19 protein-coding genes are annotated in these 20,490 nt (G+C 66.5%); 8 read left to right on the forward strand and 11 right to left on the reverse strand.

Annotated features, from left to right (window positions below; translation table 11 throughout):
- The first annotated feature begins 45 nt into the window (after window positions 1–45).
- Window positions 46–2,040 carry a transglycosylase domain-containing protein gene (locus ACH107_RS18560; RefSeq protein WP_412507106.1) on the forward strand — a complete coding sequence of 665 codons (1,995 nt, stop codon included), beginning with the start codon at window positions 46–48 and terminating at the stop codon, window positions 2,038–2,040.
- A gap of 15 nt (window positions 2,041–2,055) precedes the next feature.
- Here ACH107_RS18560 and ACH107_RS18565 read toward each other — a convergent pair whose 3' ends face one another.
- A complete protein-coding gene (locus tag ACH107_RS18565) occupies window positions 2,056–2,661 on the reverse strand; it encodes a phospholipid-binding protein MlaC (protein ID WP_412507089.1) in 606 nt (201 codons plus the stop codon).
- The gene (locus tag ACH107_RS18570; RefSeq protein WP_412507090.1) at window positions 2,651–3,457 is read right to left on the reverse strand and encodes a VacJ family lipoprotein; all 807 of its coding nucleotides are present in this window, start codon (window positions 3,455–3,457) and stop codon (window positions 2,651–2,653) included. The genes ACH107_RS18565 and ACH107_RS18570 overlap by 11 nt, the downstream gene beginning before the upstream one ends.
- Before the next feature lie 169 nt (window positions 3,458–3,626).
- Between ACH107_RS18570 and ACH107_RS18575 the strand changes: the two genes are divergently transcribed.
- The 6 genes from ACH107_RS18575 to ACH107_RS18600 all read left to right on the forward strand — a co-directional run bounded on the left by ACH107_RS18575 (window position 3,627) and on the right by ACH107_RS18600 (window position 9,526).
- Complete coding sequence (locus ACH107_RS18575) at window positions 3,627–5,360, forward strand: type I secretion system permease/ATPase (protein ID WP_412507091.1); 1,734 nt, start codon at window positions 3,627–3,629, stop codon at window positions 5,358–5,360.
- Window positions 5,357–6,667, forward strand: a complete 1,311-nt coding sequence (locus tag ACH107_RS18580) for an HlyD family type I secretion periplasmic adaptor subunit (protein WP_412507092.1) — start codon at window positions 5,357–5,359, stop codon at window positions 6,665–6,667. Before ACH107_RS18575 ends, ACH107_RS18580 begins: the two co-directional genes overlap by 4 nt.
- A gap of 101 nt (window positions 6,668–6,768) precedes the next feature.
- Entirely contained in the window at window positions 6,769–7,230 is a 462-nt protein-coding gene (locus ACH107_RS18585) for a RidA family protein (protein WP_412507093.1), read from the forward strand.
- Window positions 7,227–7,994: a glycerophosphodiester phosphodiesterase family protein gene (locus ACH107_RS18590; protein ID WP_412507094.1), complete on the forward strand. Its 768-nt coding sequence runs from the start codon at window positions 7,227–7,229 to the stop codon at window positions 7,992–7,994. The genes ACH107_RS18585 and ACH107_RS18590 overlap by 4 nt, the downstream gene beginning before the upstream one ends.
- A gap of 51 nt (window positions 7,995–8,045) precedes the next feature.
- A complete protein-coding gene (locus ACH107_RS18595; RefSeq protein ID WP_412507095.1) occupies window positions 8,046–9,233 on the forward strand; it encodes a GNAT family N-acetyltransferase in 1,188 nt (395 codons plus the stop codon).
- Complete coding sequence (locus ACH107_RS18600) at window positions 9,230–9,526, forward strand: 4a-hydroxytetrahydrobiopterin dehydratase (RefSeq protein ID WP_412507096.1); 297 nt, start codon at window positions 9,230–9,232, stop codon at window positions 9,524–9,526. The genes ACH107_RS18595 and ACH107_RS18600 overlap by 4 nt, the downstream gene beginning before the upstream one ends.
- 57 nt (window positions 9,527–9,583) lie before the next feature.
- Here the strand turns inward: ACH107_RS18600 and ACH107_RS18605 are convergent, their stop codons facing one another.
- The 6 genes from ACH107_RS18605 to ACH107_RS18630 all read right to left on the reverse strand — a co-directional run bounded on the left by ACH107_RS18605 (window position 9,584) and on the right by ACH107_RS18630 (window position 16,953).
- Window positions 9,584–11,080 carry a phosphomannomutase/phosphoglucomutase gene (locus ACH107_RS18605; protein WP_412507097.1) on the reverse strand — a complete coding sequence of 499 codons (1,497 nt, stop codon included), beginning with the start codon at window positions 11,078–11,080 and terminating at the stop codon, window positions 9,584–9,586.
- 148 nt (window positions 11,081–11,228) lie between these two features.
- On the reverse strand, window positions 11,229–12,908 hold the full coding sequence (locus ACH107_RS18610; RefSeq protein ID WP_412507098.1) for a capsule biosynthesis protein: 1,680 nt from the start codon (window positions 12,906–12,908) through the stop codon (window positions 11,229–11,231).
- Entirely contained in the window at window positions 12,886–13,545 is a 660-nt protein-coding gene (locus tag ACH107_RS18615) for an ABC transporter ATP-binding protein (RefSeq protein ID WP_412507099.1), read from the reverse strand. The genes ACH107_RS18610 and ACH107_RS18615 overlap by 23 nt, the downstream gene beginning before the upstream one ends.
- Window positions 13,546–13,920: 375 nt before the next feature.
- On the reverse strand, window positions 13,921–14,562 hold the full coding sequence (gene trhA / locus ACH107_RS18620; protein ID WP_412507100.1) for a PAQR family membrane homeostasis protein TrhA: 642 nt from the start codon (window positions 14,560–14,562) through the stop codon (window positions 13,921–13,923).
- Between the two features lie 99 nt (window positions 14,563–14,661).
- Window positions 14,662–14,901, reverse strand: a complete 240-nt coding sequence (locus ACH107_RS18625) for a CDGSH iron-sulfur domain-containing protein (protein ID WP_412507101.1) — start codon at window positions 14,899–14,901, stop codon at window positions 14,662–14,664.
- Between the two features lie 96 nt (window positions 14,902–14,997).
- Entirely contained in the window at window positions 14,998–16,953 is a 1,956-nt protein-coding gene (locus tag ACH107_RS18630) for an AsmA family protein (protein ID WP_412507102.1), read from the reverse strand.
- Between the two features lie 105 nt (window positions 16,954–17,058).
- Between ACH107_RS18630 and rimO the strand changes: the two genes are divergently transcribed.
- Window positions 17,059–18,420: a 30S ribosomal protein S12 methylthiotransferase RimO gene (rimO, locus tag ACH107_RS18635; RefSeq protein ID WP_412507103.1), complete on the forward strand. Its 1,362-nt coding sequence runs from the start codon at window positions 17,059–17,061 to the stop codon at window positions 18,418–18,420.
- Here the strand turns inward: rimO and ACH107_RS18640 are convergent.
- The 3 genes from ACH107_RS18640 to ACH107_RS18650 form a co-directional block, all read right to left on the reverse strand.
- Window positions 18,393–19,463: a HesA/MoeB/ThiF family protein gene (locus ACH107_RS18640; protein WP_412507104.1), complete on the reverse strand. Its 1,071-nt coding sequence runs from the start codon at window positions 19,461–19,463 to the stop codon at window positions 18,393–18,395. The two genes, rimO and ACH107_RS18640, sit on opposite strands and share 28 nt — an antisense overlap.
- Window positions 19,463–19,924, reverse strand: a complete 462-nt coding sequence (gene dut / locus ACH107_RS18645; RefSeq protein ID WP_412507107.1) for a dUTP diphosphatase — start codon at window positions 19,922–19,924, stop codon at window positions 19,463–19,465. The genes ACH107_RS18640 and dut overlap by 1 nt, the downstream gene beginning before the upstream one ends.
- Window positions 19,925–19,961: 37 nt before the next feature.
- A partial coding sequence (locus tag ACH107_RS18650; protein WP_412507105.1) for a phosphopantothenoylcysteine decarboxylase occupies window positions 19,962–20,490 on the reverse strand: 529 nt, incomplete at its 5' end.

The raw sequence follows: 20,490 nt of genomic DNA on the forward strand, positions 1-20,490 counted from the left end.
CTCTTTCGGCCAAGTCACTCCGGCCGCAGGACGGCACCGGGGTTCATGATCCCCGGCGGATTCGGCTGGGCGCTCCGGCTTGTCTGGCGGTTCACATGGTCGATCGGGCTGGTCACCGCCCTGATCGTCGCGATCGGCGTTTCCTATCAGTACACGAGGCTGCCCGACGTCTCGGAACTGCTTGACGGGCGGGCGCGCGGCTCGGTCACCCTGCTCGACCGCGACGGCGAGGTGTTCGCGTGGCGCGGTGACCAGTTCGGCGGCATCGTGACGGCCCAAACGGTGTCCAAGCACCTGCGGAACGCGGTCGTGGCAACCGAGGACAAGCGTTTCTACTGGCATCCGGGGATCGACCCCATCGGCATTGCCAGCGCCATCCGCATCAACCTGAGCGAGGGGCGCGGCCCGCTGTCGGGGCACGGGGGCTCCACGCTGACGCAGCAGACCGCCAAGCTGCTGTGCCTCGGTGTGCAATACGAGAAGGGAAAGTGGGACTCCGAAGCCGATTACGTGGCCGACTGCCGGCGCACGTCGCTATGGCGCAAGGTCAAGGAAGCGGTCTACGCGCTGGCGATGGAGATAAAGTACGAAAAGGACGAGATCCTGTCGATCTACCTCAACCGTGCCTATCTCGGCAGCGGCGCCTACGGGGCCGAAGCCGCGGCGCAACGCTATTTCGGCAAGCCGGCTGCCCGGCTCGATGCCGCGGAAGGGGCGATGCTTGCCGGGCTGCTGACGGCGCCCACACGGCTGGCGCCGACGACCGACCTGCAACGATCGCAGGATCGCGCGGCAACCGTGCTGCGCCTGATGTGGGAGCAGGATTACCTGACCCGCGAGGAAATGGCGGCCGCGCGGACGGATCCGGCCACCCTGAGCGAGGCCGCGGAAAAACAGGCCGGCGGGTATTTCGCGGACTGGGTCATGGGGGACGGCCCCGAGTTCTTCACCCGCGACACGACCGAGGACGTGATCATCAAGACGACGCTCGACCAGCGGCTGCAGAAAGCCGCCGAGGACGCGCTGAAACACGTCTTCGACACCAAGGTCCGCGACGGGTCCGAAGCGCAGGCGGCCATCGTCGTCATGTCGGCCGACGGCGCCGTCCGCGCCATGGTCGGCGGCCGCAAGACCAAGGTGACAGGCGCCTTCAACCGCGCCACCATGGCCAATCGCCAGACGGGCTCAGCGTTCAAGCCCTTCGTTTACGCCACGGCACTGGAACTGGGCTATTCCCACGATTCGACCGTGGTCGACGAGCCCTACTGCCTCGACATTGCCGGGTCGGGCCGGTGGTGCCCCGAGAACTACACCCGCGAACATTACGGGCGGGTCACGCTGACCCGGGCGCTGCAACGGTCACTGAACGTGCCGGCGGTGAAGATATCCGAAAGCGTCGGCCGCGATCTCGTGCGCAAGGTCGCCAGCGATTTCGGAATCGCGAGCGACCTTGCCGACGGCCCTGCGCTGGCGCTCGGGGCATCCGAAAGCACGCTGCTCGAGATGACGGGCGCCTATGCGGGCATCCTGAACGGCGGGTCGTCGGTCACGCCCTACGGATTGAAGGAACTTCGGCTGCTGGGCGAAGACGCGCCGCTGATGAATGCCGGCGGCGGGATCGGGGAACGGGTGATTCGCGAAGATGCCGCGCGGGAGCTTATCCACATGATGAGCCGCGTGGTCGATGGCGGCACGGGCGCCCGCGCCAAGCTGCCCGGCCGCGAGGCCGCGGGCAAGACGGGCACGACACAGGCCGCCCGCGATGCCTGGTTCCTGGGATTCACCGCCGATTACGTCGCCGGGGTCTGGATGGGCTATGACGACAATACCCCGCTGACCGGCGTGACGGGCGGGGGGCTGCCGGCGGAAATCTGGAAGGAAACCATGCAACGCGTGCATGACGGGATGCCGGCCCGCCCCCTGCCGATGACGCGTCCGGCCCCGGAACCGGAACGCCCCCGCGAGGATCGTCAGCCGCGTGGACGGGAGAACGGCAACGCGATCGAGAACATCCTGCGCGGGCTTCTGGGTGACCCGTGACGGCCTCGGCGACGATCAGCCGGCGCGGCGCAAGTCCGAGATCATGGCGTCGAAGTCGCCATTGTTGCGATCCAGCATCGCGCCGATCTCGGTGCGTTCGCTCAGGCGCAGGCTGACGCCCTCGATGACCATGTCGAAGAAAAGGTCCTCTCCGGACCTGTCCGACACAAGGAAGCTGACCTCGAACGGCGCTTCGCCGCGCAGGTACGCCATGGAGCGGACCTCGTGCCACGACTTGACCTCGCGCACGCCCTTGACCTCGATCCGGCCGCCGACGAACTCGTTGAAGCGCTTGCCGTACTTGCGCGCGACGTAGCCGCGGAACGCCTCGACGAAGACGCGCATCTGCGATGCGCTGATCCGGCGCGCGTCGGCGCCCAGCGTCGACCGCGCGATGATGTTCACATCGGCATAGCGGATGAAGATCCGCTCGAATTCACGGATCATGCCCGACAGCGACTGCTCCGAGGAAATGACCGCGTTGATATCGGCCACCACCTGATCGACAAGCGCGCGCGCCTTGGCGTCGGTCAGCGCGACGGCGCCACCCGGCAGAAGGGCGGTGGCACCGGACGTGACGGCGACACCGATGAAACGACGGCGGGAAAGATCACTGGTCATACGGGTCCTCCGGTACTGTACTGTAGGGGTCATCGTACGGGTCCAGATAATCATCCTCGCGCCCGTTGCCCAGCTCGAATTCGCGGTTCTGGAGGTAGAACGAGCGCGCCTGCGCGTAACTGTCCGCACTGTCATAGAGGATCGAATCGATCGTGTCCGAAAAGCGGCCGCGATTGCTCAGCCCTGACGAGACCGACGCCGCCGTGCCGTAATAGTTCTCGGGCGACTCGAGCACGAAGCTGAGCGGGTTGGTGAAAAGGTCGACGACCATGCCGGCCGTCGCGCGCTCGGTCGACGGGCCCAGCAGCGGCAGCTCCATGTAGCCGCCCTGCCGCACGCCCCAGACATGCAGCGTCTGCCCGAAATCGGCCTCGGTGGCGTCGGGCATGCCCAGTTCCGTGGCCGGGTCCAGCATCCCGCCCAGGCCGACGGTGGAATTCACGACGAAACGGTACGTGTCCTCGGTCGCGCCGCGCATGTTGCCCTGAAGCATGTTGTTGACCACGGCCCCCGGCAGCGCGAGGTTGTCAGCGAAACGGCTGATCACCGTCTCGATATCGTCCGGCAGGAAATTGCTGTACCCCTTTCCCGCCGGCCGGATCACCGCCCGGTCGAGGGAGCGGTTGAATTCGTGAACCTGCCGGTTCGTCTGCTCATAGGGGTCAAAGGGTTCGCCCGGCGGCAGCGACGGGTCGCGCTTCGCGCAGCCCGACAGCACCACGACAGCTGCAAGGAACGCGGCGGCAAGGCTGCGGCGCGACAGGTTTGGAACAGGTGTTTGCGGCAAAATCTTCAACCACGCATTCAATTTGTGACGTTCTGGATGAGCCAACGGCGGACCCCGCGGCCACGGCCTTCCGCGACATTAAATTGCTGTAGCAGAAAGTCCAGATAACCTGTAAGCCGGTCCGGGCATTGAGTTCAAGCGCATAGGCCGGAAGGCGCTCATGGCCACGGGGTCGGGGATGAACAAGAAGGCAATCGAAGCGGGCAAGGACGAACTGCGCGAGGCGCGAAAGGAAAGCCGGTACCTGTATTGGTTCGTGGCCGTTTTCAGCTTCTTCGCCAACCTTTTGATGCTGACAGGCCCGTTGTACATGCTGCAGGTGTACGACAGGGTTCTCGGCAGCCGGTCGGTGGAGACGCTCATCGCGCTGTCGGTTCTGGTGGCGTTCCTGTACGGCATGATGGGGTTGATGGACTATGCCCGCGGCCGGATCATGGGTCGCGTCGGGGCCCGCTTTCAGGCCCGGCTGGACCGCCGGGTGTTCGACGCGGTGATTCGAAAGGCGGCGGTCAGCCCGGACGAGGGCACCACGACCGGCCTGCGCGATCTGGAATCGGTCCAGCGGTTCATGACATCGCCGATTTTCACCGCGATCTTCGACATCCCGTGGACGCCGTTCTTCATCTTCGCGATCTGGCTGTTTCATCCGTGGCTGGGGACGCTCGCGCTCATCGGCGGCTCGTTGCTGATCCTGGTGACGGCGATCAACCAGATCGTGACGCGCAAGCCGGTGACCGAGGCCAACCGCGCCGCCGTCGCCGCCGAAATGGTTTCCGAACAGATCCGCGGCGAATCCGAGATGGTCCAGGCCATGGGGATGCGTGACGCCGCCTTCACCCGCTGGCAGGTCGCACGGGGCAAGGCGCTCAAGGAACAGATCCGCTCGGCCGATCTGGGCGGGTCCTTCACCACCTCGACCAAGACGTTCCGGCTGTTCCTGCAATCCGCGATGCTGGGCCTCGGCGCGTACCTCGTGTTGCTGGGCGAACTGACCCCCGGCGCAATGATCGCCGGGTCGATCCTGCTGGGCCGGGCGCTTGCCCCGATCGAGCAGGCCATGGGCCAGTGGCCGCTGGTGCAGCGCGCGATCAAGGGCTGGAACAGCCTCGCCGAACTTCTGGGGCAGGTGCCACCCGAAAAGCCGCGGACGGCATTGCCCAAGCCGCGCGCCCTGCTCGAGCTTCAGCAGGTTACCGTCATCCCGCCGGGCGAACAGCATGCCGCGCTGAAGAACGCCAGCTTCACCGTCAAGCCGGGCCACGCGGTCGGGGTCATCGGCCCGTCCGGGGCCGGGAAATCGACGCTTGCGCGCGCGCTTACCGGGGTGTGGCGCCCGGCAGGCGGCAAGATCCGGCTCGATGGGGCGGCGCTGGACCAGTACGAGCCGGGCGTTCTGGGCCAGCATGTGGGCTACCTGCCGCAGCGCGTGCAGCTTTTCGAGGGCACCATCGCAGAGAACATCGCGCGGTTGTCGTCGCAGCCCGATTCCGAGCAGGTGGTCGAAGCGGCCAAGAAGGCCGACGCGCACGACATGATCCTCAAGCTGCCCAACGGCTACGACACCCGGGTCAGCGCGGGCGGCGGGCGGCTGTCCGGCGGGCAGGTGCAGCGCATCGGCCTTGCCCGCGCGATGTACGGCGACCCGGTGGTGCTGGTCCTCGACGAGCCCAACTCGAATCTCGACAACGAGGGCAGCGAGGCGGTGAACAAGGCCATCAAGGGCTTCAAGTCGGAAGAGCACGCGGTGCTCATCATGGCGCACAGGCCCGCGGCCATCAAGGAATGCGACATGCTGCTGATGCTCGAAGGCGGCGCCGTGCGCGCCTACGGACCCAAGGAACAGGTCCTGCAGGAAGTCACCAAGAACTACGCTGACATCCAGAAATCCGGCGGTCACGGGGGGGTGCAATGAGCGATCCGTCCACCGACAACGCGTGGTCCACGCGAAAACCGATGATCATCGGGCTGCTTGGCCTGCTGCTGCTGGTCGGCGGGTTCGGCACATGGGCCAGCCTGACGCAGATTTCAGGGGCCATCATCGCGGGGGGCCAGATCGAGGTTGATCAAAATCGCCAGGTCATCCAGCACCCGGATGGCGGCGTCGTGGAAGCCATCCTTGTCGATGAGGGCGACCAGGTGGAAGCCGGCGACGTGCTGATCAAGCTGGACCCCACGGAACTTCGCTCGGAACTCGCGATCACGGAAAGCCAGCTTTACGAGCTGATGGCCCGCCGCGGCCGGCTGGAGGCGGAGCGCGACGGCGACGACGAGATCACCTTCGATCCGCTCCTGCTGGAGGCCGCCGAGACCAATTCCGATGCCGCCGAACTGCTCGCGGGTCAGCGTCGGCTCCTGCAGGCACGTGCCGAATCGACCGCCAACGAGATCGAGCAGCTTCAGAAACGCCGCGCCCAGATTTCCAACCAGATCGAGGGCGTCGATGCGCAGCAGCAGGCCCTTGACCGCCAGCTCGACCTGATCTCGCAGGAACTGACGAACCAGAAATCGCTGCTGGAACGCGGTCTTGCGCAGGCGACCCGTGTCCTCGGCCTGCAGCGCGAAGAAGCCCGGCTCAGCGGCACGATGGGCGATCTGGAGGCACAGAAGGCGCAATCGCTCGGGCGCATCACGGAAATCGACATCCAGATCCTGTCCCTTCGGACGACCCGGCGCGAAGAGGCGATCACCAACCTCCGCGATCTGCAATACCGCGAACTGGAACTGCGCGAACAGCGCCGCGCGCTGCTCGAGCAACTCAACCGGCTCGACATTACCGCGCCGGTTTCCGGTATCGTCTACGGGCTGGAGGTGTTCGCGCTGCGCTCGGTCGTGCGCCCGGCGGACCCGGTGATGTACATCATCCCGCAGGACCGGCCGCTTGTGATCAATGCGCGGGTGGAACCCATCCACATCGACAAGCTGCATGTCGGGCAGGACGTGACCCTGCGGTTCTCCGCACTGGACCAGCGCAGGACGCCGGAACTGACCGGACAGGTTGTCCAGATATCCGCCGATGCCTTCACCGATGAACGATCGCAGCAATCCTACTACCGCGCCGAAATCGTCCTGAGCGAGGGCGAACAGGCCAAGCTGCCCGAGGATACGACGCTGATCCCGGGGATGCCCGTCGAGGCATTCATCCGCACGGAGGACCGCACGCCGATCGCCTATCTGGTCAAGCCCTTCACAGATTATTTCACCAAGGCGTTCCGCGAATAGCGACGGCGGCGCGGCACTGGGGCCGCGAATCCGGTTTCCTTCGGCGCGGGCATTGGCTAGCGTCCACGCGAACAACGGGCAATGACGTCAGGAGACAAGGAATGGGAAACTTCGAAAAAAAACTGGCCGAACTGGGTGTCACCCTGCCCGATGCGCCCGCGCCGGCGGCGAACTACGTGCCTTACGTGCAGGTTGGCGACATGCTGTATGTCTCGGGCCAGATATCCAAGGACGGCGATACGCTGATCACCGGCAAGCTGGGCGATGACATGGACACCGCCGCCGGGGCCGAGGCCGCCAAGGCCTGCGCGATCGCGCTTCTGTCGCAGGTCAAGGCGGCCTGTGGTGGCGATCTCGATCGGCTCAAGCGCGTGGTCAAGCTGACGGGCTTCGTGAACTCCACCCCCGATTACGGCGAGCAGCCGATGGTCATCAACGGCGCTTCCGATTTCGTCGGCGAAGCGTTGGGCGAGGCCGGCAAGCATTCGCGCTCGGCCGTTTCCGCCGCGGCGCTGCCCTTCGGCGTCGCGGTCGAGATCGAAGGCATTTTCCAGATCGGATGACCCCCCTGCCCGATGCCTTCCTGCGGCGGCCACTGGCACATCGCGCCTTGCACGACGTGACCGATGGCCGCCCCGAGAACTCGCGCGCCGCGATCCGCGCGGCCATCGCCGCCGGGTATGGCATCGAGATCGACCTGCAATTGTCGCGTGATGGCCGCGCGATGGTGTTCCATGACTACGACCTTGGCCGCCTCGCGCGTGGCAAGGGGCCCATACGGCAGCGCGACGCGGATGACCTCGCGAATACTCGCCTTCTTGGCGGTGACGAGGGCATTCCCACCTTCCGGGAAATACTGGAACTGGTGGCGGGCCGGGTGCCCCTGCTGGTGGAACTGAAAGACCAGCACGGCCGGATGGGCCCGGGCGATGGCCTGCTGGAACACGCGGCGGCCGCGGACCTGGCCGGGTATAGCGGGCCGGTGGCGCTGATGTCGTTCAACCCGCATTCGGTCATCGCGCTTGCCACGCTGCGCCCCGAACTGCCGCGCGGCCTTGTGACCTGCCCGTTCACGGCCGAGGACTGGCCATTGCTCAGCCCCGAAACCCGCGACCGCCTGCGCGGCATCCCCGATTTTCACCGCGCCGGCGCCTGTTTCGTCAGCCATCAGGCCGCGGATCTGGGCCGTCCCCGCGTCGCGGAACTCAAGGCGGGCGGCGCGGCCATCCTGTGCTGGACCGTCCGTTCGCCCGCGGCCGAAGCCACGGCCCGGCACATTGCCGACAATATCACGTTCGAAGGATTTCTTCCCGCCATCACGTCTTGATCCGGGCCGAACCAGCCACAGTTTTATGCGCCAGACGGGAAACGGGCAGCCATGAGCGAACAGGAAATCACGGTCACCCTGCATGACAGCCTTGCGCGGGTCGATGCCGCCGCATGGGATGCCTGCGCCTGTCCCGAAGCCGCCGGCGGCGCCCGGCCGGAGGATCCGTTCACGACCCACCGCTTTCTGCTGGCGCTCGAGGAAAGCGGCTCGGTCGGGCCCGGCACCGGGTGGGAGCCGCATTACATCACCGCCGAAGCCGACGGTCAGATCATCGCCTGCGCGCCGCTTTACGCCAAGTCCCACAGCCAGGGCGAATACATATTCGATCACAACTGGGCCCATGCCTATGAACGGGCCGGCGGGCGCTATTATCCCAAGCTTCAGATCGCCGTTCCCTTCACCCCCGTGACCGGACGCCGCCTGCTGACACGCCCCGGTTTCCACGAACAGGGGCAGGCCGCACTGGTGCAGGGCGCCACCAGGGTGGCGCGCGAAAATCGCCTGTCCTCGCTGCACGTCACCTTCTGCACCGGCGCCGAGGCCGAGGCGGCCGAGGCGCTCGGCCTGATGCGGCGCACCACGCAGCAATATCACTGGCTCAACGAGGGCTACGCCGATTTCGACGCCTTCCTTGCCTCGCTCAGTTCCCGCAAGCGCAAGAACATCCGCAAGGAACGCGCGCAGGCCCAAGATTTCGGCGGCACGATCCGCAGCTATTCGGGCGACGAGATCGAACCGCATCACTGGGATGCCGTCTGGCAGTTCTACCAGGACACCGGTGCGCGGAAATGGGGGATGCCCTACCTGACCCGGGCCTTTTTCGAGATCGCGCATGAGCGGTTGCGCGACGACATTCTGCTGGTTCTTGCCCAGCATGAAGACCGTGCGGTGGCGGGGGCAATGAACCTCATCGGCGCCTCTGCCCTGTACGGGCGCTACTGGGGCTGCGCGGTACATCACCCCTGCCTGCACTTCGAGCTGTGCTATTACCAAGCGATGGATTTCGCCATCGCGCACGGGCTGTCGCGGGTCGAGGCCGGCGCGCAGGGCGAACACAAGCTGGCCCGCGGCTACCTGCCGACCGAAACCCATTCGCTGCACTGGATGGCCGAGCCGGGTTTCGCCGAGGCCGTGGCGCGCTACCTTGATGCGGAGCGGGCCGCCGTGGCAGAAGACATCGAGGTACTGACCGGCTACGGCCCGTTCCGCAAGGCACAAGTGGAGGATCACCAATGACGGAAAAGCTAAGCGACACCGCGCGCAAGACCACGCTGGAGCCGCTGCTCGAAGCCGGCTGGAGCATGGTCGAGGGGCGCGACGCGATCCGCAAGGAATTCAGCTTCGGCAGTTTCGTGGAGGCATTCGGCTTCATGACCCGCGCGGGCATCTGGGCGGAAAAATGGAACCACCATCCCGAATGGTTCAACGTCTACAACCGCGTCGATGTCACGCTGAGCACGCATGACGTTGGCGGGCTCAGCTCCCTCGACGTGAAGCTGGCGCGGAAAATGGATTCGCTGGCCGGATGACGGACGGCTGACATTCGACAGGGGGCGGGAAAGCCGCGGCGTCCCGCCCCTTGATCGTCATATCGTCTGGTCATACGCCCCGACCGATTGTTCCGTGCGGATCACGGCATCGAGATCGGCAAAGATCGCGCGCATTTCCGCCTCGGACTCGCTGCTTTCGCACACGACGACCAGGTTGGGAGTGTTCGAACTGGCCCGCACCAGCCCCCACGACCCGTTGTCGAGAATGACTCGCGCACCGTTCACCGTGACCACTTCCTTTACCGGGCGCCCGCCCACGGTCTCGCCGGCCTCGTGCTTTGCCACCAGCTTCTGCACCAACCTGTCCAGCACCTCGTATTTCTCGGTGTCGGGGCAATAGGGAGACATGGTCGGCGTCGAGAATGTCTCGGGCAGGGCGCGGCGCAGATCGCTCATCGACATGTCGGGGTTGCGGTCCATCAGCTTGCAAATCTCGACGGCCACCCGCATCCCGCAATCATAGCCACGGCCGATCGGCTCGGCGAGGAAGTAATGGCCGGATTTCTCGAAACCGGCCAGCGCGCCGATCTCCTTGACCCGACGCTTCATGTGGCTGTGTCCCGTCTTCCAGTAATCCGCCTTGACCCCGTTTTTCCGCAATTCGGGGTCGGATGCGAAAAGGCCGGTGGATTTCACATCGGCCACGAAGGTCGCGCCCGGATGCAGCTTGCTCAGGTCCCGCGCGAGAATGACACCGACCTTGTCGGCAAAGATTTCCTCCCCTTCGTCATCGACCACGCCGCAGCGGTCGCCGTCACCGTCGAACCCCAAGGCCAGATCGGCGCCCGACCGTCGCACGGCATCCGCCATGTCGTGCAGCATCTCCATCGCCTCGGGGTTGGGATTGTAATGCGGGAACGTGTAATCCAGCTCGTTGTGGCTCGGCACGACCTCCACGCCGATCCGCCTGAAGAGTTCGGGGGCGAAGGCGCTCGCGGTGCCGTTGCCCGTGGCGCACACCACCTTGAGCGGGCGGCTCATCCTGAAATCGCCAACCAGATCGTCAAGATAGGCCTCGTGCACGCCGTCCACGAATTCATACCCCCCGCCGGGATGCGGGTTGCCGCGGCCCTCCAGCACGATGTCGCGCAGCTCGCCCATCTCGTCCGGGCCATGTGTCAGCGGACGGTCGAATCCCATTTTCACCCCTGTCCACCCATTGGGGTTGTGGCTGGCCGTGACCATCGCCACCGCCGGCACGTCGAGGTGAAACTGCGCGAAATACGCCATCGGGCTGAGCGCCGGGCCGATATCCTTCACATGGATGCCGGCCTGCATGAGGCCCAGCATCAGCGCGTTCTTGATCGACAACGAATAATCCCGGTAATCGTTGCCCACGGCGATTACAGGCGCGATGCCGCGGCGCCGCATCTGCGTGCCAAGCCCGAGGCCAAGCGCCGTCATGCCCGGCAGGTTGATCTGGTCCGGGTATTGCCAGCGAGCATCGTATTCGCGGAAACCGGTTGGCGCGATCATCGGATCGCGCAGGAAGGACCAACTGTTCGGGGTGACTGTCGGGTCGGGGCGTTGCATCGTGTGAACCTGTTTTGTTGTCAAATTTTCCGCCCGGGGGGCACTGTCTCTTGGCGTCTAATTCGTCCGGGCCGGCGGCCGGGCCGCGCTGCACCAGTGCCATGCCGGGAACCTTTCCGGCAAGGGCCGGCGGCGCCGCCCGCCGCGGTCAGGACGACACCTGCTCGCGCAGGACGGACGCGGTAAGCGAAATCATCAGGTAGATCCCCGAAAAGATCAGGAAGGCCAGGAGCGTATTCTCGAAGGCCCGCGGAAAGGACGGATCCTGCGACGCGACCGGCTTGACGCTGACGGTCAGGTAACGCACCTGCTTGTTCGCCTCGATCTCGTTCTGGCGCATGGTTTCGAGGGCGGATTGCAGCACCATGTCCGACGTCGCCAGATCGGCCTGTGCCATCTGGATATCGGCGGCCTTGGACGCGAGCGAGCTGTCGCCTTCCGTCGCCTTCGTCAGCCGGTCTTTCTGCTTGTCCAGTTCCGCCTGCAGCACCTCGACCTCGCTGCGCAGCGCCTCCACCTTGGCCGTGTTCGGCCGGGCATTGTTCAACTGCGTGTTCAGCGCCAGTTCCTTTTCCTGAAGCTGCATCTCGACCGAATTGATCAGCGCGCGGATGCTGGCGATCTCGCCCTCTGGATCGAGGATCGAGCCCTCCTGAAGCTGGACGAGCCGCTCCTGCGCCGCACGCCGCTCGGCCTTGGCCTCTTCCAGGCTTTCGCGGGCCACCTTGACGGCATCGCGGCGCTTTTCCTGGCTCAGTTCGTCGACACGCTGCTCGGCATAGTCGATCAGCTTCTGCGAAAACTGCTCGCTGACCTGCGGATCCGCGCTGGCCACCTCCATCCGGATGACGCCCTCGGTCGGGTCATACCCGAGTGTCACGAATTTCTGGTACAGGTCGTAGGCATCCTCGTTCGTGGCATCGTCCGGCAACCGCTGGATCGGGTCGATCCAGTCCTGGCTGAAATGCTCGCGGAAGCCCACGTCCTCGTCCAGCCGCAGCATGGCGTCCTTGGATTGCAGGTAGGATTGCGTGGCGATCGAATCCTGCCCGGTGGCAAAGGCGGTTCCGCTGAACATGCCCGCGGCAGGCGAACCGCCCTGCCCGTCCGCGGTCAGGATCAGGAATTCCGACTTGGTCGAATACATGGGCGTGGCCATGAAATAATAGTAATACCCCACCAGCAGCGTCGGCAGAAAGACGAAGGCCGCCAGCCGCGACAGCAGCAGCAGCAGCTTGCGGCGCCGGCGCCGCGCGATGTCACGCTGGATTTCCTGTATCTCGCGGGCGCGCCTGTCCGCCGGGCTGATCTGTTCGGTCGAGGGCAGCGTCTGGGATTCGACAGGAACGGTCTGGGGCAGCTGGACCTTCTGCTGCTGCGCAGTATCCTTGCGCGCGCCGTCCGGCGCCACGAGTTCGAGGATGTTGGCACGCTGGAACGGGTCCACCCCCTTGGTCCGCAATTGCCGCACCGCGTCGAAATCCGATGTCGGCGCCAGCCCGTGCTTTTGCGCCATGCGGCGCGCCATGCGCAGCTGCCGGCCCGTCAGCCCCTCCTTGCGGATGGCGTCGATATCCTGCGGCGCCGTGGACGCCTCGTCCTCGGTGCCCGCGCTCACCTCCGGTGACGGCGCGGCGGGCTGGCCGGTATCATGCGCCGCTGCATCATCCTGCCCTTCGACGGTTTCCCGTGCCTGTGTGGCCGCCCGCGTCTGCGTGCCGGCCTCGACGCCCTGGTCGGACCTTGGCCGCTCCGCCGTGTCGGCGCCGCCGGCAACCGGCTGCGTGCGGCGAATGCGGAACTTTCTAGCCCTGGGTTTCGTAGTCATAAAGCTGCTTGGCCTCTTCCAAGGTATCGAACATGTACAACTGGCCGCCCATGAGAACGGCGGCCTCACGCGCGAACTTTTCAAGCGTCGCGGGATCGTGCGAAACGATCACGACGGTGGTGGTGCGCAGCCTTTCCTTCAGGATATCACCGGCCTTGCGGTTGAATTCGACATCGGTTGACCCGGGCATGCCCTCGTCGATCAGGTAGATGTCGAAATCCAGCGCCAGCATGAGCGCGAAGGAAAAGCGCGCGCGCATGCCCGACGAATACGTGCCCAGTGGCTGGTCGAAATATTCACCGAGGTTGCACAGCCACCGGCAATACGCCTCGATGTAATCCGGGTCGAGCCCGTAAAGCCGCGCGATGTAGCGCGCGTTCTCCATCGCCGAGATCTTCGAGATCACCCCGCCCATGAACCCCAGCGGGAAACTGATCCGGCTGCTGCGGCGGATCTCGCCCTCGTCGGGCTTTTCCAGCCCGGCCATCATGTTGATCAGCGTTGTCTTGCCCGTCCCGTTTGGCGCGAGGACACCCAGACTGCGGCCCAGTTCGACACGGAAATTCACGCGGTCAAGGATGACCTTGCGCTGGGTTCCCGTCCAGAAGGACTTGCTGACATTCTCGAATTCGAGCATTCAGGGGCTCCGGTACTGCTCAGACCCTCTTGGTATCGGGGTATCGTTAAGGCCGGATTAGCCATTATCCCCGGCATTATGTCGGATCGCACCCCTCGATGCCAATAGAACCGGGCGATTTTGTGCCCTTAAACGTGAGAATCTGGGAAGTCACAGCGCCCCCTCAGGCAAGCACCTGCCACGCCAGCCCGGCGCCCCCTCGAAGGCGCGCGGATGCAGCGTTTCCGCTCCGCCCGCCTTCATGGAGGCGACGGCACGCACGGCCACTGTGGACGCAACAACGGCGCGGTCAGCGGGCGCGATGGGCGCCTCTTCACAATGCTGGAAATTCCGAAATACCAAGCACGAGGCAAGATGCAGCATGAGCCGCGGACATCACGCCGTGCCGGCGAGGCCGTTGACGATGGCGAAAAAGAAAAAAGCCGAGGCCACCAGCGTGAACATGTGCCAGATCGCGTTGGCGAATTTCAGGCTGTCCCAGCAGTAGAACACGATCCCCGCCGAGTAGGTCAGCCCCCCGGCAAGGATCAGCGCAAGGCTCGCCCCCGGCAGCACCGCCCAGAGCGGAATGAACAGCAGCACGCCGGCCCAGCCCAGCGCCATGTAGGGCAGCCAGCCCGTCGTCATGCCGCCCGGGCGCGTCATCAGCTTGGTCACAGCCCCCAGCAGCGCCAGCAGCCACACCACGCCGATGATCACGTAGCCGAACACCGTTCCAAGCATCACGCCCAACGGCGTGAACGTCCCCGCGATCTTGACGTAGATCGCCGCGTGATCGAGCCGCCGCAGGATCGGCCGGGCCGGGGTGTGCGCCGTCATGTGGTAAAGGCCCGACACCGTGAGCATGAGGACGAGCGCGGCGGCGTAGACGCCGACCGCCATCAGCTGCCCGCCGTCAAGCGGCAGCCCCGACAGCCCGAAAAGCGCGACGGTGCCCGCCAGGGCCAGCGTGATACCCGCCACGTGCACGATCGCGTCTGCCATCCGCTCGGCCCGGCTGTAATCAGGATAGGACATTGCGTTCACATCTCCCGTGACACCATCAAAGCGCATCCGTTCGCCGGGCACCAGAAAAATCGTCTCGGGCGACCGGCCCGGCGCCTGTGCCCGGCCGCGTCACAGCTTGGAGTGACTGCCGTCACACAGGGGGGCATTTGCGGTCTGCTTGCAACCGCAGAAAAACACCTTGCCGGATTTCTCGGCGGTGTATTTCACCGGGGCGATGCCCGTCTCCTTGTGGCTGCCGTCGCAGAACGGCTGGCGCGAGGACAGGCCGCAGGCGCACCAGAAATAGTTCTTCCCCTCCTCGACATCGACGGGGTACGGCGCGGTCTGGGCGATCTTGGGCGTTGTCATGCGTTCTGTCTCCTCTTTGGCTGGCTTTATTGCTCGCGTATGGGAAGCTGGGGCGAAACCGGCCAAGGGCAAGCGCCGACCCGTCCGCGGCGCCGGTCACTCGAACAACTTGAAGAGCTCCTTCTTGGCTTCGTCCTCCAGTTTCTTCTTCAGGGCATCCTCGACCGATTGGCCCTCCTCCACGGTCACGCCCAGTTCCTTTTCGACCGCGCGGTTGATTTCCTCGCGCGCCCTGTCCTTCAATTGCTCCTTTTCTTCCTCGAAGTTCAGGTCGATCGCCTTTTCGAGATCGGGCAGGATGCGCGGGCCGCTCCACGGGCCGCGGATGCGCACCGGGATGGCCAGCCCCTTGCGGTTCTCGCCCTCCAGCAGCACCGGCGTGATCCAGTAATCGATATCCCGTGCCCCGAGCCCGATGCGCCCCTCGCCCTCGGCACGGGCCAGCGGCAGGTCAAGGCGCAGGTCGTCGTTGCGCAGGTCGCCGTCCTGCATGGTGAAACTCGCGCTCAGGCTGTCGAAAACGGTCGTGCCGCCGGTCGCGTCCCCCGACCGCATGAGCCGGTCAAGGTCGATCCCCGAGATCACGCCGCGCCCCGTACTCAGGCGGCCCTCGCCGCTCAGGCTGTTCATGATGGCATGAACCGATTGCCCCACGCCAAGGAATTGCAGCGCACCGTTCGCCTCGGCGGAAAAACGGGTGACATCCATCGCGTCCGTCAGGAACGGCTCCAGCCGGATCCCCTCGGCCGTCAGGTCCCCGCCCACCGACAGGCCCGAGCGGTTGTTCGCCACGAATTCCCCGCTGATCACGCCGTCATAGGCCTGAATTTCGCGCAGGGTGAACACCGCGCGCGACCGGGTCAACGCCATCCTGAGCCGGGTCTGGCCCAGCGACAGGTCGCCAAGATCGACCCCGTCGGCGGCCAGCACGATCTCGCCATCGGCCAGCCCCAGCGCACTGGCGTCGATGGGCGCCGTCGACCAACCCGCGCCGGCACCGGCCGTCCCGCCGCCACCGCCAGCGCCCGCGCCGCCGGCAAGCGCCGACAGGTCCAGACGCCCCGCCGAAAGCTGCGCGGTGATCCTTGGTTTCTCCCCGTCCAGATGGAGATCCGCCGCGCCCTCGAAACGGTTGGCGTCAAGGCTCAGCACCGCTTCGCGCAGAGACAGGCGCATTTCCGGCGTCAGGGTGATATCGGCCTCCGCCGAGATCGCCCGCCCGAGCCCCTGCGGCACCTCGACAACGCCAAGGCCAAGCGCGGCCAGGAACCGCGACGTGTCGGGCAGATCGCCCGTCAGCCGCCCCGCCATACTGGGCTGCGCCCCCAGCTTGCCATTGAAAAGCAGCGTGCCGCCCGGCCCCTCGACAGTCGTGGCCAGCGCGGTGACCGCCCCGTCGATGAAGGCGCCCACGCGGTCAAGCTCGCCGGAAACGCGGATGGGCTCCCCCGCCGGGCGCAGCACGGCATCGAAACTCGCCGCGCCCTCGTAGTCGGGCCAGCGCAGGTCCAGTTCCATCCCGCTCATCTCGGACCGCGTGCCCGCCTGGTGGTCGGCATATATCACCGATGCGTCGGTGATCAGCGCGCGGTCCAGCGTCAGCGACAGCGCGCGCGACCGCGCCGGCGCGCCGTCATCCGCGGCCTGCCCAGAGGGCGCCACGCCCTCCACGCCCAATTCCCAGTTGACCCGGCCCTCGCTCGATTTCTCGAGCAGGATACGCGGGCTCACGGCCTCCAGCCCGGTGATGCGGATGTCGCCGCCGAACAGCGCCATCGGCTCCACCCCGACCTTCAGGCTGTCCGCCCGCAGCATCGGCCCTTCGGTCGACCACGCGGCATTCGCCACCTCCACCCGGCCCGTGCTGACGCCCAGCACCGGGTACAGGCTGATCCGGGTCTCGCCGGTCATCGACACGTCACGGCCGGTCGCCCGGCTGATCTGGTCCGCCGCGATCTTCGCGATCCGGTCCCCGGGCAACAGCAGCAACGACCCCACGGCGACGGCCGCAACGATCACCAATAACCCGATCAGACGCACCAACCACCGCATGACGTTCTCCTCTTGCCAGCCGTGTGAAAGGTATGTGGTGCGCTGCGCCGCAACAACCGCTTTTCTCCTTCCCGCGCGGGGCGCGAGCCATTATATCGCCTCATCATGAGCACCAATCCCCCCGACCTGCGCCCCGACCTCGCCCGTGCCCGCGTCGGCGAGAGCCCCCGGCACGGCCAGCCCACCATCGGCATGGTGTCGCTGGGCTGCCCCAAGGCCCTTGTCGACAGCGAACGCATCCTGACGCGCCTGCGCGCCGAGGGCTACGGCATCTCGCCCGATTACACCGGCGCCGATGCCGTGATCGTGAACACCTGCGGCTTCCTCGACAGCGCGAAGGCCGAAAGCCTCGACGCCATCGGCGAGGCATTGCGCGAGAACGGACGGGTGATCGTGACCGGCTGCCTCGGCGCGGCGCCCGACTACATCGCCGGCACCCATCCCAAGGTCCTTGCCGTCACCGGGCCGCATCAGTACGAACAGGTGCTCGACGCGGTGCACGCCGCCGTGCCGCCCGCGCCCGACCCCTTCGTTGACCTGCTGCCCGCCAGCGGCGTCAAGCTGACCCCGCGCCACTACAGCTACCTCAAGATCTCGGAGGGCTGTAACCACAAGTGCAAGTTCTGCATCATCCCGGACATGCGCGGAAAATTGCAGTCGCGGCCGCAGCGTGCCGTCCTGCGCGAGGCCGAGAAACTGGTCGAAAGCGGCGTGAAGGAACTGCTTGTCATCAGTCAGGACACCTCGGCCTACGGCACGGACTGGCCGGACCGCGAGGCGAAGTTTCCCTTCGTGCCGCTGGCACGCGAGCTGGGGAAGCTGGGGGCGTGGGTGCGGCTGCACTACGTTTATCCCTACCCCCATGTCCGCGAGGTCATCCCGCTCATGGCCGAAGGGCTGATCCTGCCCTATCTCGACATTCCCTTCCAGCACGCCCATCCCGACACGCTGAAACGCATGGCGCGTCCCGCCGCCGCATCCCGCACGCTGGACGAGATCGCCGCATGGCGGCGCGACTGCCCGGATATTGCGCTGCGCTCGACCTTCATCGTCGGCTATCCCGGCGAAACCGAGGCGGAGTTCCGGACCCTGCTCGACTGGCTGGACGAGGCGCAGCTCGACCGGGTCGGCTGTTTCAAGTATGAAAACGTCGCCGGTGCCCGCTCCAACGACCTGCCCGGGCATGTTCCCGAGGACGTCAAGCAGGACAGGTGGCACCGCTTCATGGAAAAGGCGCAGGCCATCTCCGAAGCCAAGCTCGCCGCGCGGGTGGGCACGCGCCGGCAGGTCATCGTCGACGATATCGACGCCGACGGGATCGCCACCTGCCGCACCATGGCCGATGCGCCCGAGATCGACGGCTGCCTTTTCATCGACGAGGGGACGGGCGACCTGTCGGTCGGCGATATCGTCACCGTCGAGGTGGACGAGGCCAGTGACTATGACCTCTGGGGCGCGCTGACCTGACCGTCCCCCGCCGCCGCGCCGCAGACCGGGCAGTCGGGGCGGCGGGTCAGGGCGAACTTGCGGGTTTCCCCGAACAGCGCGTCATAGATCAGCATCTCGCCCCGCAGCGGCGCCCCCGCCCCGGTGATGATCTTGATCGCCTCGCCCGCCATCATCGCGCCGATCACCCCGGGCAGCGGCCCCATCACGCCCGCCTCCGCGCAGGAGGGGGCCAGCCCCGGCGCGGGCGCCTCGGGGAAGATGCATTCATAGCACGGTGTCCCCCGGGCTGTGTCGAACACGCTCAGTTGCCCCTCCCACTGCGACAGTGCGCCGGATACCAGCGGCCGCCCGGCGCCGTGCGCCGCACGGTTCGACAGGTAGCGCGTCCCGAAATTGTCCGTCCCGTCAAGGATCATGTCATACTCGGCGAACAGGTCGGCGGCGACATCCCCGGTCAGGCGTCGCTGGTAGGGGCGCACCTCCACGTAGGGGTTCAGCGCCTGCATCGCCTCGGCGGCGGCGAACACCTTGGGCTTGCTGATATCCGCGTCGCGGAAGATCACTTGCCGCTGCAGATTCGAGTTCGACACCACGTCATCGTCCACCACGCCGATCCGGCCCACCCCGGCCGCCGCCAGATAGGTCAGGACCGGCGCGCCCAGCCCCCCGGCCCCGATCACCAGCACGCGCGCTTCCTTGAGCTTCTTCTGACCGGGCCCGCCGACCTCGCGCAGCACGATGTGACGTGCGTAGCGGTCCAGCTCCGCCTCGCTGAAAAGTCCCTGCGCCGCCGGCGTGCCCGCCTGCCGCGCGCGGGCGCGCAGCTTGTCCAGTCCCCACCGATAGGCCGCCACGATCACCGCGAAACCGCCGATCAGCAGCCACGGCGCGGCGCTTTCCCCGGTCGCGAGCCGCAGCGGATGAAGCGGCGGCAGGACAAGGTGAAGCGCGACCACCGCCAGCCACAGCCCCCCGATCATCGACCAGCGCAACCTGCGCGGCGCGCCCATGACCGCACCGATACCCCACAGCGCGGCGGCCATCACGATCACCAGCAGCATCAGCCCGCCCCCGTCGATCCGAAGCCGCCGGCGCCGCGCGCCGTCGGCGCGAGGCTCTCCACCGTCTCGAACACGGCGCGCACCACCGGGGCCACCACCATCTGCGCGATCCGCGCGCCGTGCGTGACCCGGAAATCGGCCTCGCCCGCGTTCATCAGGATCACGCCCAGCGGACCGCGGTAATCACCGTCGATCGTGGCGGGGCTGTTCGGCAGGGTGATCCCGTGCTTCAGCGCCAGCCCCGAACGCGGGCGCAGCTGCACTTCGTACCCCTCGGGAATGGCCAGCCGCAGGCCCGTCGGCACCAGCGCCCGCGCCCCGGGGGCCAGCACGATCCCGGCGCGCCGGTCTTGCGGAAAGTTCGCGCGCAGGTCCGCGCCGGCCGAGCCGTCGGTTTCATACCGGGGCAGCCCCATCTCGCGGTCGGCCTCCGCGTCCCACAAACAGGCGATCGTGACCATCGGCGGCCCTTTCTTCTCGGTATAAATACCCATTCGCTCAGGCAAGGACCCGCGCGATGCGGTCGGCCAGCCTCGCGGCCACCGCCGCCTTGGACATGCGGGGCCAGTCCTCCGACCCCTCGGCGGTGATCAGCGTGATGTCGTTCTCGTCACCGCCCATGATCCCCGTCGCGTGGCTCACGTCGTTGGCAAGGATCCAGTCGCACCCCTTGCGCGCCCGCTTGGCGATGCCATTGGCGATCACGTCGTCGGTTTCGGCCGCGAACCCCACAACCAGCGTCGGGCGGTCCGCGCCCTTGCCGCTCACCCCGGCAAGGATGTCGGGGTTCTCGGCGAATTCGAGCGCCGGCAACGCCCCCGCCGTCTTCTTCATCTTGCCGGGGCTGGTCCGCGCCACGTGCCAATCGGCCACGGCCGCGGCAAAGACGGCGGCATCGGCCGGCAGCGCCGCCTCGACCGCGTCGCGCATCTGCCGCGCGGTCTCGACCCGGACGGTCTCGACCCCCTCGGGCGGCGGCACGTCGGCGGGGCCGGTCACGAAGACAACATGCGCGCCCAGCGCCGCC

This window comes from Roseovarius halophilus (ex Wu et al. 2025) (assembly GCF_047086965.1).